Below are 12,680 nucleotides of genomic sequence, written 5' to 3' on the forward strand. Positions count from 1 at the left end.
CCGTCCTCCGGCCCCACCCGCCGCCGGCCAAACGGCGGGCTAAGCTCGGCCCCCTTTGTGCCAGGCCCTGGCGAAGGCCCGGTCACGCGGGCCCCTACCCGAACCCGGGACGCCGACACGAAACCCTCGAAACGGCCAGCTCAGGGCAACCGGCTCAGCGGACGACGATCGTGCGGCGGCCGCGGGCGACCAGCTCGCCGATCACCGTGCCGCCGGGGATCTCCCCCGCGACCAGCAGGCCGCCGGAGATCTGCGCGTCCGCCAGGAGCAGCCGCTCCTCCTCGGCGATCCGGTGGAACTCGGTGTGCGGCGACACCCAGGACAGGTTGCGCCGCGTCCCGCCGGGGACGAACCCGTGCCGCACCGCGGACCGGGCGCCGTCCAGGTACCGGACGGCGGAGGCGTCCACGACGGCCGTGACGCCGCTCGCCCGCGCGAGCTTGTAGAGGTGGCCGAGCAGCCCGAACCCGGTGACGTCCGTGCCGCAGGAGATGCCGCGTTCCAAGGCGGCGAGGCCCGCCTCCGCGTTCAGCGCCGTCATCGTCTCCACGGCCTGCGGGAACACCTGCCCGGTCGCCTTGTGGCGGGCGTTGAGGACGCCGACGCCGAGCGGCTTGGTCAGCGACAGCGGCACGCCGGGGCGCCCGGCGTCCAGCCGCAGCAGCCGGTCCGGGTCGGCGACGCCGGTCACGGCCAGGCCGTACTTCGGCTCGGGGTCGTCCACGCTGTGCCCGCCGGCGATCGCGCAGCCCGCGAGCGCGGCCACGTCCCGGCCGCCGCGCAGCACCTCGCGGGCCAGCTCGGCGGGCAGCAGGTCGCGGGGCCAGCCGAGCAGGTTCAGCGCCATCAGCGGCTCCCCGCCGATCGCGTAGACGTCGGAGAGCGCGTTGGCGGCGGCGATGCGCCCCCAGTCGTAGGCGTCGTCGACGACGGGGGTGGAGAAGTCGGCGGTGGACACCACGGCGCGGCCGCCGTCGATCCGCAGCACGGCGGCGTCGTCGCCGTCGGCTCCCCCGGCGAGGAGGTCGTCGCCGCCTCCGGTGAGGCCGGCCACGACCCGCTCCAGCTCGGCGGGCGGGATCTTGCTCGCGCAGCCGCCGCCGTGTGCGTACTGCGTGAGGCGGGCGACGGGGGCGAGGCGTGTCACTGGAAGATTTAACGCACAACTATCGCAAATGATCAACAAACGGACAGTACGGGTGCGGTCACCGAGGGCGGAGATCCCCGTCCGACCTGCACGGAAATGCGCGGACCCCTTGTCCGGACGTGGCCCGGCGTGATGCGATTCCCTCCTGCAAGTCATCACTTACTTCAAGGGGCGACATGGGGATCCAGGAAAAGCAGGCCGACCTCGACCGGGCCGTCGCCGGGCGGACGATCTGCACGAGCCTCGCCGAGACCGCCGAGCGGCACGGCGCCAGGCCCGCCTACTCCGACCGGATCGACGGCGAATGGACCACCCTGACCTGGGCGGACACGCGCACCCGGGCGCTGGAGACGGCCGCCGGGTTCGCCGCCCTCGGCCTGGAGCCGGGCGACGTCGTCGCGCTGATGATGCCGAACCGCTCCGAGCACGTCCTGGCCGACCTCGGCGCCGTCCACGCGGGCGGCACCCCCACCACCGTGTACGCGACGCTCGCGCCCGACCAGATCGCGTTCGTCGCCGGGCACTGCTCCGCGAAGTACGCCGTCCTGGACGGCAAGGACCAGCTCGACCGCTGGCTGCCCGTCCTCGACCGCCTCCCCGCCCTCCGCACGATCATCGTCGTGGACGCCGCCGCCTGCCCGCCCGGCGACCGCTACCTCACCTGGGACGCCTTCACCGAGCTCGGCCGCGCGGAACTGGCCGCCGACCCCGCCGAGATCGACCGCCGCTGGCAGGCCGTCACACCGGACGACACCGTCACGCTCCTCTACACCTCCGGCACCACCGGGGACCCCAAGGGCGTCCTGATCACGCACTCGATGGCGCTGCACGAGGCGGAGATGCTGCAGCGCAGCTCGGTCCGCACCGAGCACCCCGCCGGGATCTCCTACCTGCCGTTCGCGCACATCGCCGACCGCGTCCTCAGCTACTACCTGCCGATCCGGCTCGCCGCCCACATCCACTTCTGCCCCGACCCGACCCAACTGGCCGGCATGCTCGGCGAGGTACGGCCGCACTCGTTCTTCGGCGTCCCCCGCGTCTGGGAGAAGATCATGGCGGGCATCCAGGCCGTGCTGGCCGCCGAGCGGGACGAGACAAAGAAGCAGGCCGTCGCCAACGCCCTCGACGCCGGCCGCGCCTACGTGACCAGCCAGGAATACGGCAACACCACCACCCCCGAGGTCGCCGCCGCCTTCGAGGCGGCCGACGCGGCCGTCCTGACCCCCATGCGCGCCCTCCTGGGCCTGGACCGCGTCACCGCCGCGTCCAGCGCCGCCGCCCCGCTGCCCGTCGAGGTCGCCCGCTTCTTCGCCGGCCTCGGCATGAAGATCTTCGACGCCTACGGGATGACCGAGACCACCGGCGCGATCACCGCCAACCTCTCCGACTGCTTCAAGCTGGGCACCGTAGGCCGCCCCCTCGAAGGCGTCGAACTCCGGCTCGCCGACGACGGCGAGATCCTCGTGCGCGGCGCGACGTGCACACCCGGCTACCTGAACCGCCCGGACGCGACCGCCGACCTCATCGACCCCGACGGCTGGATCCGCACCGGCGACGTCGGCCGCCTGGACGCCGACGGCTTCCTCACGGTCATCGACCGCAAGAAGGAACTGATCATCACCGCCGGCGGCGAGAACATCGCCCCGTCCCTGATCGAGAACCACCTGAAGGAGCACCCGCTCATCGGCCAGGCCCTCGCCTACGGCGACCGCCGCCCCCACGTCGTCGCCCTCATCACCCTGGACGGCGAGGTGGCCCCCGCCTGGGCCGCCGCCCGGGGCATCGACGCCACCGACCTGGCCGCACTGGCCGAGCACCCCACCGTCCTGGACGAGATCGCCAAGGCCGTCGCGAACGCCAACGCCCGCCTGGCCCGCGTCCAGCAGGTCAAAACGTGGCGGCTGCTCCCCGCCGAATGGACCGCCGAGAGCGAGGAGCTGACCCCGACCCTCAAACTGAAGCGCCGCGTCGTCCACACCAAGTACGCCGGCGCCATCGACGACCTCTACACCCACTAAGATCACCGGCGGAGGCGTGTGAGCGCCTGGTGGCCTCCCCGGCCTTCAAAGCCGACGGTCCCGAGCACCTCGGGACGGCGGGTTCGATTCCCGTACGCCTCCGCTCCCCGGCCCCTGCGGGCCGGGCGCGCGCCGGGGTCGCGATGTCGGGGGCGGCGATGGTGATGCCGCCGTTCGCGGCGATGGTGGCGAACTGGAACGTCGACCGCCGCTGACCCGGCGGGGGCGGCCGGGTACGGTGACCGTTATGGGGCGGATCACCGTGCGCAGGCCCGTGTTGCGGCTGAGCACGTCCGGGACGCGGGGGCGCAGGCCCGACACGCTTGCGGTGGAGGAGCCGCTGGAGATCCGCGTCGCGGGCAAGCCGCTGACGATCACGATGCGGACGCCCGGCCACGACTTCGATCTCGTCGCCGGGTTCCTCGCGGCCGAGGGTGTGATCGCGGGCGCGGGCGACCTGGCGACGATGCGGTACTGCGCCGACACCGAGGAGCAGAACACGCTGGACGTGGTGCTCGCCCCCGGCGTCGCGCCGCCGGACGACTCGATGACCAGGGCGTTCACGACGACGAGCGCCTGCGGGGTGTGCGGGAAGTCGAGCATCGAGGCGCTGCGCGCCGACCGGCCCTACGAGGTGGCCGAGGATCCACTGCGGATCACGCCGGGCCTGCTCGCGGAGCTGCCGGGACGGCTGCGGGAGGCGCAGCGGGTCTTCGACCGGACGGGCGGACTGCACGCGGCCGGGCTGTTCGGCGCGGACGGCGGGCTGCTCGCGCTGCGCGAGGACGTCGGGCGGCACAACGCGGTCGACAAGGTGATCGGCTGGGCGCTGCGGCAGGGGCGGCTGCCGCTCACCGGGACCGTGCTGATGGTGAGCGGGCGCGCGTCGTTCGAGCTGACGCAGAAGGCGATGACGGCCGGTGTGCCGGTGCTGGCGGCCGTGTCGGCGCCGTCGTCGCTGGCGGTGGAGCTGGCCGAGGACGCGGGCATGACGCTCGTCGGGTTCCTGCGGGGAGAGACCATGAACGTCTACGCGGGGGCCGAGCGCATCGATCTGTGAGGGTCCCGGGTGGCGGGCCTCACGCGCCGCCTCTTGACCCGGCGGGCGTTCGGCGCTTTATTAACTCTGTGTCCAATAATGTGGCGCTCGCCCGCGTGCACGACCCCGCGGAGCTCGAGCGGTTCCGTGACGTCCAGCGCCTGTGCTACCGGTGCGCCGGCGAGATCGCCGCGACGCTCGAACCGGGCGTGACCGAGCGGGAGGCGTGCCGGCGGATGCGGCGGTGGCTGCGCGAGCGCGGCGTGGACGACTGGCTGCACACCCCGTTCGCCTGGTTCGGCGACCGGACGGCGTTCCGCGGCTTCAAGGTCCCGACGCAGTTCCTCCCCGGCAGGGCCCGGCTGCAGGAGGGGATGCCCTACATCCTCGACATGGCCCCGGTGCGGGACGGCTACTCCGCCGACATCGGGTACGGCGGCGTCCTCGGCGAGAACCCGATCTGGGAGCGCCTGGACGCCGACCTCGCCGCCTACCGGACGCTCATCCTCGGCCTCGTCCGCGAGCGCCGCACGTTCGCCGGCATCTACGCCGAGGTGGACGCCCTCATCGACCGGCAGGGCTACCAGAACCGGCACCGCAAGTACCCCGGACGGGTCATCGGCCACCAGGTCGGGATCATCGGCGGGTTCCTCCCCAGGCGCGTCGGGTTTCCCTTCGGCGTTCGGTTCCTGCAGACCATCGGCCGCGAGCTCGTCAAGGAGCGCCTCGAAGGCCGCTCCCCGCTGTGGAACGGCGGCGCGCGGTCGCAGCACCCGCCGACGCCCGGCCTGTGGGCGGTGGAGCCGCACATCGGGTTCCGGGGCGTCGGCGTGAAGTTCGAGGAGATCCTCGTGGTCACCGAGGACGACGCGTACTGGCTCGACGACGACCTCCCCCACGTGCGCCGGTGGGAGGCGCGGTCATGACGGGCGCCGGCTCGCGGCGCGTGCGGGGTGATGGGGTCGATCTGGCCGTGTACGAGGAGGGCGACCGGTCGCGGCCCACTGTGCTGCTCGTCCACGGGTATCCGGACACGCACGCCGTCTGGGACGAAGTGGCCGGACGGCTCGCCGAGCGGTTCCACGTCGTCCGCTACGACGTGCGCGGGGCGGGCGCGTCGTCCCGGCCGTTCGGGCGCAGGCATTACGCGTTCGAGCATCTGATGGCCGACATGCGTGCCGTCCTGGACGCCACCGCGCAAGGCCGCCCGGTGCATCTCGTGGGCCATGACTGGGGCTCGATCCAGGCATGGGAGGCGGTCTGCACGATGCCGGAGCGCTTCGCGTCGTTCACGTCGATCTCCGGGCCGTGCCTGGACCACGTCGCGCACTGGACGCGGCGGACGCTCGCCCGCCCGACGCCGTCCAACCTGAAGCGGGCGGCGGGGCAGGCCGTGCGGTCCTGGTACATCTACTTCTTCCAGACGCCGATGCTGCCGGAGCTGGTGTGGCTCGCCGGGATGTCCAGGCCGTTCGCACGAGCGCTGGAGATCGGCGAGGGCGTCGCGGCGCGGGACGGGCATCCGGCCCGGACGATGGGGCGCGACGGCGCGTCCGGCGTCGGGCTGTACCGGGCGAACATGGCGCGGCGGCTGGCGCGCCCGCGCGACCGGCGCACGGACGTGCCGACGCAGGTCATCGTCCCGACAAGGGATCTGTTCGTCTCGCCGCACCTGGTCGGCGGGCTGGCCGGGCGCGTCCCGAACCTGTCGCTGCGGCCGGTCGCCGCCGGGCACTGGGTGCCGCGCAGCCATCCGGACGCCGTCGCCCGCTGGATCGCCGAGCACGTCACCGGCGTCGAGGGCGGGCCGCTCACCGCCGCCGAATCGCGAGCCCTGCGGCAGGCCAAGGTCGGGCCGGGCAGGCGGCCGTTCGACGGGGCGCTCGTCGTCGTGACCGGCGCGGGCAGCGGGATCGGCCGGGCGACCGCGCTGGCGTTCGCCGAGCGCGGCGCCGAGGTCGTCGCCGCCGACCTCGACCCGGCCACCGCCCAGCGGACCGCGGAGCTCGCCGGCCTGCTGGGCCCGGAGGGCCACGCGGTCAAGGTGGACGTGTCCGACCCCGCGGCGATGGAGGACTTCGCCAAGTCCGTCCTGCACGACCACGGGGTGCCGGACGTCGTCGTCAACAACGCCGGGATCGGCATGGCCGGATCGTTCCTCGACCACACCGCCGACGACTGGCGGAAGGTCCTGGACGTCAACCTGTGGGGCGTCATCCACGGATCGCGGCTCTTCGCCGAGCAGATGGTGGAGCGCGGGCAGGGCGGGCACATCGTGAACACCTCGTCGGCGGCGGCGTTCACGCCGTCCCGGGCCCTGCCCGCCTACGCGACGAGCAAGGCGGCCGTGCTGATGCTGTCGGAGTGCCTGCGCGCCGAGCTGAAGGGCAAGGGCATCGGGGTCAGCGCCGTCTGCCCCGGCATCGTCGACACCAACATCACCCGGACGTCCCGTTTCGTCGGCCGGGACGGGGACGGCGAGGCGCGCAGCCGGGAGCGGGTGGCGCGGGCGTACGCGCGGCGCGGCTTCGGCCCGGACGGCGTCGCCGAGGAGATCGTCGCGGCCGTCCGGCGGGACAGGGCCGTCGTCCCGGTCACGCCGGAGGCACGCCTCGGTTACGCGGCGTCGCGCGCGGTCCCGGGCCTCATGCGCCTTCTGGCCCGGCTCGATGTGGGCCGATGAACGGTTTACCCGCTCGGGGTTCCCCCAAGGTCCGGAACATGCGACCTTGTCAGGACAGGCCCAGCGGCCCCGCCCCGATGCGACAGGGGCTCCGCACGGGCCCGGAACGGCACCGGAGCGTGAGGCATGCGGATTCGCGACATCCTGCGGAGGAAGGGAGACGCGGTGGCCACGGTTCGTCCCGAGGCCACCGTGCGGCAGCTGCTCGCCGTCCTGGCGGAGCACAACATCGGGGCGGTGGTGGTCTCGCCGGACGGCGCGTCCATCGCCGGGATCGTGTCCGAACGAGACGTGGTACGGCGGATGCACGAGCGCGGCGCGGTGCTGCTCGACCGTCCCGTCTCCGACATCATGACCTCGGAGGTCCGCAGCTGCGGTCCCGCCGACAAGGTCGAGGACCTGCGCCGCACCATGACCGAGCACCGGATCCGGCACGTGCCCGTCGTCGAGGACGGGCGGCTCACCGGGATCGTCAGCATCGGCGACGTGGTCAAGAGCGCCATCGACGAGCTGGAGAGCGAGCGCGAGCACCTGGTCGGCTACATCCAGAACGTCCAGTAGCCCACCGGGCGCGGCGGGCCGCCGGAGGTTCCCTCCGGCGGCCCGTTCACACGTAGGCGGGCAGCGGGCGCGCGGGCGGGGCCGCCTCGGCCTCGCGGAAGGCCAGCGCGAGCCGTTCGACGGCCGGGCGCAGCGTGTCCGGCGGCAGGACGTAGGGCAGCCGGACGTAGTCCTCCAGGACGCCGTCCACGCCGAACACCGGTCCGCCGACGACGCGGACGCCGAGCCGCTCGGCCGCCTCGGCCAGCCGCGTCGCGACCGGCGCGCCGATCCGCGCCCACAGCGACATGCCGCCCGCGGGGAGCCGGAACTCCCAGCCGGGCAGCAGCTCGCGCAGCGCCGCGGCGAGCGCGTCCCGGTTGCGCCGCAGGGTCTCCGCGCGCTCGGCCCGGACCTCCTCCACCCGCAGCAGGAGCTCCCGGACGATCAGCTGCTCCAGCACCGGGCTCGCCATGTCGGACGGCTCGCGGGCGATGGTCAGCCGCCGGGCCAGCGGCGCGGTCGTGCGGATCCAGCCGATGCGCAGACCGCCCCACATCAGCTTGGACGCCGACCCGATCGTCACGACCCGGCCGCCGGAGTCGTAGGCGGCGAGCGGCGGCTCGCGCGGCGCGTCCACGTCGAGGGCGAGGTCGGCGAAGGTCTCGTCGGTGACGAGGAACGCGTCGGCGCGGCGCGCGGCGTCAACGAGCGCGGCCCGTTCGGCGGCGGGCATGAGGTGCCCGGTCGGGTTCTGGAAGTCGGGGATCGTGTAGGCCATCCGGACGGCGGCCTGCCGCATGGCGCCGCCGATCAGCTCGACGTCCCAGCCCTCGTTGACGCCGACCGGGACGAGCCTCGTCCCGCGGGCCCGTAGCGCGCCGAGCGCGTGCGGGTAGGTCGGGCGCTCGACCATCACGGCGTCGCCGGGCTCGGCCAGGACCTGCGCCAGCAGGGTGAACGCGTGCTGCGCCCCGGTGGTGACGACGATCTGGTCGGGACGGGTCGGGACGCCGCGCGCCGCGTACCCGTCCGCGATGACCTGCCGCAGGCCCGCCAGGCCCGCGGGCTCGTAGCCGGGGCCCGCGCTGTAGCGGGGCAGCTCGTCGACGGCGGCGGCGACGGCCTCGTCGAAGATCGCCGGGGCGCCGGGGGTGGCGCAGCCGAGGTCGATGAACGACGGGTCGTCGGGCACCGGATGGGCCCTGCCGAACTTGCCGCCGTGCCGGGTGCCGGGCCGGGCGCCGTCCGCGGCCGCGACCTGCGGCTCGGCCGACGTCATCCGGACGGGGGGCAGCGCCGTCCAGCTGCCCGCGCCCTGCCGGCTCTCGACGTAGCCCTCGTCGCGGAGCCGGTCGTAGGCGGCGGTGACGGTGGTCCGGCTGAGGCCGAGCGCGGCGGCGAGGTCGCGTTCGGCGGGGAGCCGGGTGCGCAGGGCTAGCCGCCCGTCCAGGACGAGGCCGCGCACCGCCCGGGCGAGGGCCGCGTAGACGGGCCGCTCCCCCGAGACGCCGCCCAGCAGCCGGGCCAGATGCGGGCCGCTCACATACCGTGTGGTCACGCAAGCCACTTTCCCATATTGGCCCTGTAAACACCAGTCCACTCTGGGCCAGAGTGGTCCGGAACGATGCCACTGATGTAATTGGAGCGCGGCAATGGCCTTGATGGTGCGCCGACTGGTGCAGCTGTACGTCGGATTGGCCTTGTACGGGCTGGGGATCGCCCTGCAAGTGTCGTCCGGCCTGGGGAACGACCCGTGGGACGTCTTCCACCAGGGCCTGTCCCGGCGCTTCGGCCTGTCGATCGGCGCCTGGATCATCATCGCGGGCGTGGTGGTCATGCTCGCGTGGATCCCGCTGCGGCAGCGGCCCGGCATCGGGACGATCAGCAACGTCGTCCTCGTCGGCGTCTTCGCGGACCTGTTCCTGTGGCTGCTGCCCGAGCCCGCCGCGCTCACCGCGCGCTGGGCGTACCTGGTCACGGCCGTGCTGGTCGGCGGGTTCGCGACCGGCTGCTACATCGGCGCCGGCCTCGGCCCCGGGCCGCGCGACGGGCTGATGACCGGGCTCGCCGCGCGCGGCCGGTCCATCCGCGTGGTGCGGACGGCGATCGAGCTGACCGTGCTCGCCGCGGGCTGGCTGCTCGGCGGGACCGTCGGGATCGGGACGCTCCTCTACGCGGTGGCGATCGGCCCGCTGACGCACGCGTTCCTGCCCGTCCTGACGATCAAGCGGCCCGACTCCGCCCCGGCCCCGGCCGCGGAGCCCGAGCCGGAACCCGCCCCCGCGGGCTAGCGGGCGAAGGACCGGGCGGTCCGCGGGCGGTTCACCGTTCGGCGGCGAGCGTGGCCAGGACGGTGGAGAACTCCTGGGGCAGGACCAGCTGGTCGCCCTCGTAGCGGGTTTCGAGGTAGGTCATCTCACCGGTGCGCCACCAGTACAGGTGCGGGCTGAGCGAGCCCGGCCCCTCCTCGTAGGCGCGGTGGGCCTGCGCCTGCAGCTCCGTCGCGGCGGCCACGGCCGTGTTGTAGCGGGCCCTCGGATGGCCTTCGGCGAGGCGGAGCGGGTAGGTGACGATGAGGCTGCGGTTGGGGGCGATGACCAGCGCGCCGTGCGGGCCGATCTGCAGGTACTCCTCCAGCCACGCCAGGTGGGTCGCGACGTAGAACGTCCAGCCGTGCAGGACGGAGACGCGAACGCCGCCGAGGTCCTGCTCGTCGACCTGGAGCGGTCCGTCGCCGCGGACGTTCGCCCGGCCGAGCATGAACAGCGCGTCGCCGGACACCGGCCAGCCGTTCATCTCCTCCTTGCTGAGCGTGCGGACCGACGTCGGCGTGTCGACGACCACGACCTCGATCAGCCCCGGCGCGAACGGGCGGGCGGCAAGCCCGCCGTTGTCGGCCTCGTCGGGGTAGATGCGGGTGCGCAGCAGGTGCTGGGCGAGGTCGAAGTCGCTGAGGTCGAGCGGCTCCTCCATCGAGGTGACGATGGTGGTGACGTAGTCGGACACGACGGCGGGCCAGTCGGTGCGGGGCACGAGCCGGGCGAGCTGCCGGACGTCCCGCATGTTGACGGGCAGGCGCCGCGGGCCCTCCAGCATCATGATCTCGCCGGGGCCGCGGCGGCAGCTGTAGCCGAGGCTCTCGGCGACGAGTACGAGCAGCGAGTCGAGGGTGCCGTCGTCCCATGGGCGGGAACGTGCGTGGCGGCCGCTCATCGCGCACCTCCTGGGGGCGCTACAAGGGTGAGCGCGCCGGCGAGCGGCACGGCGGGGTCCGGGCCTGGATCAGGGGAACTGGTATCGAGCACGGCGGGGGCGCCGAGCTCCAGGGTACGCTGCCGCGGGCCGTGGCCCGCCGGGACGCCCGCGAGGATCGGGACGCCGAGCGGCCCGAGCCGCGCGGCGAGCACCGCGTCGAGCTCGGCGGGGTCGCCGCAGTCGCGCCAGGAGCCGAGCGCGATCCCGGCGGCGCCGTCGAACCAGCCCGCCTGGAGGAGCTGGACGAGCATCCGGTCGACCCGGTAGGGCGCCTCGGTGACGTCCTCCAGGAAGACGACGCGCCCGGCGGCGGGCGGCGGCGCGTACGGGGTGCCGAGCAGGGCGGTCAGCAGCGACAGGGTGCCGCCGGTGAGCGGGCCCTCCGCGCGTCCGGGACGCAGCGCGCGCGTGCCGGGCAGCGCGACGGGGCCGCCGAACAGGGCGGCGCGGAGGCCGTCGAGCGTTTCGTCGGGCATGCCCTCCGATACGGCCGGGGCGAGGTCCGCGATCAGTCCGGCGGGCATGGGGCCGAAGGAGGTCGTGACGCCGAGGCGCGTCGCGAAGGCGGCGTGCAGGGCGGTGACGTCGCTGGAGCCGTGCAGGATCTTCGGCCCGCGGCCGGACGCGGCGGACGCCCGCGTCGCGGCGGCGAGCGCGTCCCAGTCGAGGTGGTCCAGGACGCGGGTGGCGCCGTAGCCGCCGCGCGCGCAGATCACCGCGCGGACGCGGGGATCGCACCAGGCGTCCTGGAGGTCGGTGGCCCGGTCGGCATCACTCCCGGCCAAACAGTGCCAACCCGCTCGGAGCGGTCCATAATCACCCAAGTTGACACGGTCGAGGGCGTGCTTGCCCACCGCCGCGTCAAGGCCGAGATCGCGGAGCGCGGCGCAGCCCGCCTCCAGGCGGGCGGGGTCGGCGGGACCGCTGGGCGCGACCACGACGACCCGGTCGCCGGGCCGCAATCGCCCGTACCTGTGGGGCTTCCGGGACCGGGCCGGGCCGCCCGGCAGGCCGGCGCCGGGCGCGTCGGACGGCTCCGCGGCCGCCTCCGCGCGGGCACCCCCGCTGTTCAACCCGATCCCTCCTCGCACCGCGACGGATAGAGCTTGTCAGGATCCGGACGCCGGTGGAAGAGGCGACCGGTCACGACCCCCCAACAGATCATCTCCCGGTCACCTTCCCGTACCGAGCGCGATTCGGGCGAGCCGTGGGAGCGCCTCGCCGATCGGCTGCCGCAGCACCGCGTCGGCCAGCTCATCGTAGGGCGTCTCCTCCGCGTTGATGATCACCAGCCGGGCGCCGTGGTCGACCGCCTCCAGGCACAGCCCGGCGGCGGGCTGGACCGTCAGCGACGTGCCGACGGCCAGGAACAGATCGCACGACCGCGCCGCGGTGACCGCCGCGTCGAGGACGTCCCGGTCGAGCACCTGCCCGAAGGAGATCGTCGCGGACTTCTGGATGCCGCCGCAGGCCGCGCAGGGCGGGTCGTCCTCCCCCGCGTCGATGCGCGCGAGGATCTCGGGCATCGGGGTGCGCAGGTCGCAGGACAGGCAGACGGCCTCGCGCAGGCTGCCGTGGATCTCGATGATCTTTCCGGCGGAGGTCCCGGCGCGCTGGTGCAGCCCGTCGATGTTCTGGGTGATCAGGGCGCGCAGGCGGCCCGCCCGCTCCAGCTCGACGAGGGCGGCGTGAGCGGCGTTGGGCTCGGCGTCCCAGACCGGGCTGTCGCGGCGGGAGCGCCACACGCGGCGGCGCACCTCCTTGGCCCCGACGTAGGCGTCGATCGTGGCCGTCGCCGCCGCCGCCGGGTCCTTCGTCCAGACGCCCTGGGGGCCGCGGAAGTCGGGGATCCCGCTGTCGGTCGAGATTCCGGCGCCGGTCAGCACGGTGATCGCCGCGGCGCCGGGCAGGAACCCGGCCAGCGTCTGGGGAGCGTCCACCCGCAACATGTTAGGCCCCGAACGGATATCCGCCGAGCTCACGGAGCGTCACGGA

At 74.0% G+C, this 12,680-nt stretch carries 11 protein-coding genes and 1 tRNA gene; 7 read left to right on the top strand and 5 right to left on the bottom strand.

All coding sequences use genetic code 11. From position 1 onward, the window contains the following. Nucleotides 1-154 precede the first annotated feature (154 nt). Complete coding sequence (selD, locus tag E1264_RS17195; RefSeq protein ID WP_243710979.1) at nt 155-1,147, bottom strand: selenide, water dikinase SelD; 993 nt, start codon at nt 1,145-1,147, stop codon at nt 155-157. A gap of 176 nt (nt 1,148-1,323) precedes the next feature. Between selD and E1264_RS17200 the strand changes: the two genes are divergently transcribed. The 6 genes from E1264_RS17200 to E1264_RS17225 all read left to right on the top strand — a co-directional run bounded on the left by E1264_RS17200 (nt 1,324) and on the right by E1264_RS17225 (nt 7,448). Then, on the top strand, nt 1,324-3,165 hold the full coding sequence (locus E1264_RS17200; RefSeq protein WP_132174626.1) for an AMP-dependent synthetase/ligase: 1,842 nt from the start codon (nt 1,324-1,326) through the stop codon (nt 3,163-3,165). Nucleotides 3,166-3,175: 10 nt separating this feature from the next. After that, nucleotides 3,176-3,268: transfer RNA gene (locus E1264_RS17205), tRNA-Sec, on the top strand. A 144-nt stretch (nt 3,269-3,412) separates the two neighbouring features. Further along, a complete protein-coding gene (gene fdhD, locus E1264_RS17210; RefSeq protein WP_132174628.1) occupies nt 3,413-4,225 on the top strand; it encodes a formate dehydrogenase accessory sulfurtransferase FdhD in 813 nt (270 codons plus the stop codon). A 68-nt stretch (nt 4,226-4,293) separates the two neighbouring features. Continuing rightward, nucleotides 4,294-5,130 (top strand): M24 family metallopeptidase, encoded by an 837-nt coding sequence (locus E1264_RS17215; protein ID WP_243710980.1) that lies wholly within the window; start codon nt 4,294-4,296, stop codon nt 5,128-5,130. Further along, nucleotides 5,127-6,887 (top strand): SDR family oxidoreductase, encoded by a 1,761-nt coding sequence (locus tag E1264_RS17220; protein WP_132174630.1) that lies wholly within the window; start codon nt 5,127-5,129, stop codon nt 6,885-6,887. Before E1264_RS17215 ends, E1264_RS17220 begins: the two co-directional genes overlap by 4 nt. 126 nt (nt 6,888-7,013) lie before the next feature. Beyond that, entirely contained in the window at nt 7,014-7,448 is a 435-nt protein-coding gene (locus E1264_RS17225) for a CBS domain-containing protein (RefSeq protein ID WP_132174632.1), read from the top strand. Between the two features lie 46 nt (nt 7,449-7,494). Here the strand turns inward: E1264_RS17225 and E1264_RS17230 are convergent, their stop codons facing one another. Next, nucleotides 7,495-8,988: a PLP-dependent aminotransferase family protein gene (locus E1264_RS17230; RefSeq protein ID WP_207935977.1), complete on the bottom strand. Its 1,494-nt coding sequence runs from the start codon at nt 8,986-8,988 to the stop codon at nt 7,495-7,497. A gap of 94 nt (nt 8,989-9,082) precedes the next feature. On the opposite strand from E1264_RS17230, the gene E1264_RS17235 reads away from it, so the two are divergent. Then, entirely contained in the window at nt 9,083-9,721 is a 639-nt protein-coding gene (locus tag E1264_RS17235; protein ID WP_132174634.1) for a hypothetical protein, read from the top strand. 31 nt (nt 9,722-9,752) lie between these two features. On the opposite strand, the gene E1264_RS17240 is transcribed toward E1264_RS17235, so the two are convergent. From E1264_RS17240 to E1264_RS17250, 3 genes are all read right to left on the bottom strand, one after another. Continuing rightward, nucleotides 9,753-10,643 (bottom strand): hypothetical protein, encoded by an 891-nt coding sequence (locus E1264_RS17240; protein ID WP_132174636.1) that lies wholly within the window; start codon nt 10,641-10,643, stop codon nt 9,753-9,755. Continuing rightward, nucleotides 10,640-11,758, bottom strand: coding sequence for an LD-carboxypeptidase (locus E1264_RS17245; RefSeq protein WP_243710981.1), 1,119 nt, complete (start codon nt 11,756-11,758; stop codon nt 10,640-10,642). The genes E1264_RS17240 and E1264_RS17245 overlap by 4 nt, the downstream gene beginning before the upstream one ends. Before the next feature lie 99 nt (nt 11,759-11,857). Beyond that, nucleotides 11,858-12,625 carry a Sir2 family NAD-dependent protein deacetylase gene (locus tag E1264_RS17250; RefSeq protein WP_243710982.1) on the bottom strand — a complete coding sequence of 256 codons (768 nt, stop codon included), beginning with the start codon at nt 12,623-12,625 and terminating at the stop codon, nt 11,858-11,860. Nucleotides 12,626-12,680: the final 55 nt, after the last annotated feature.

This window comes from Actinomadura sp. KC216 (assembly GCF_004348535.1).
Taxonomy (GTDB): Bacteria; Actinomycetota; Actinomycetes; order Streptosporangiales; family Streptosporangiaceae; genus Spirillospora.

Excerpts from the sequence above, each read along its gene's own strand:
- E1264_RS17200 (WP_132174626.1), top strand. The coding sequence starts at position 1,324 with ATGGGGATCCAGGAAAAGCAGGCCGACCTCGACCGGGCCGTCGCCGGG.
- fdhD (WP_132174628.1), top strand. The coding sequence starts at position 3,413 with ATGGGGCGGATCACCGTGCGCAGGCCCGTGTTGCGGCTGAGCACGTCC.
- E1264_RS17220 (WP_132174630.1), top strand. The coding sequence starts at position 5,127 with ATGACGGGCGCCGGCTCGCGGCGCGTGCGGGGTGATGGGGTCGATCTG.
- E1264_RS17225 (WP_132174632.1), top strand. The coding sequence starts at position 7,014 with ATGCGGATTCGCGACATCCTGCGGAGGAAGGGAGACGCGGTGGCCACG.
- E1264_RS17235 (WP_132174634.1), top strand. The coding sequence starts at position 9,083 with ATGGCCTTGATGGTGCGCCGACTGGTGCAGCTGTACGTCGGATTGGCC.
- E1264_RS17240 (WP_132174636.1), bottom strand. The coding sequence starts at position 10,643 with ATGAGCGGCCGCCACGCACGTTCCCGCCCATGGGACGACGGCACCCTC.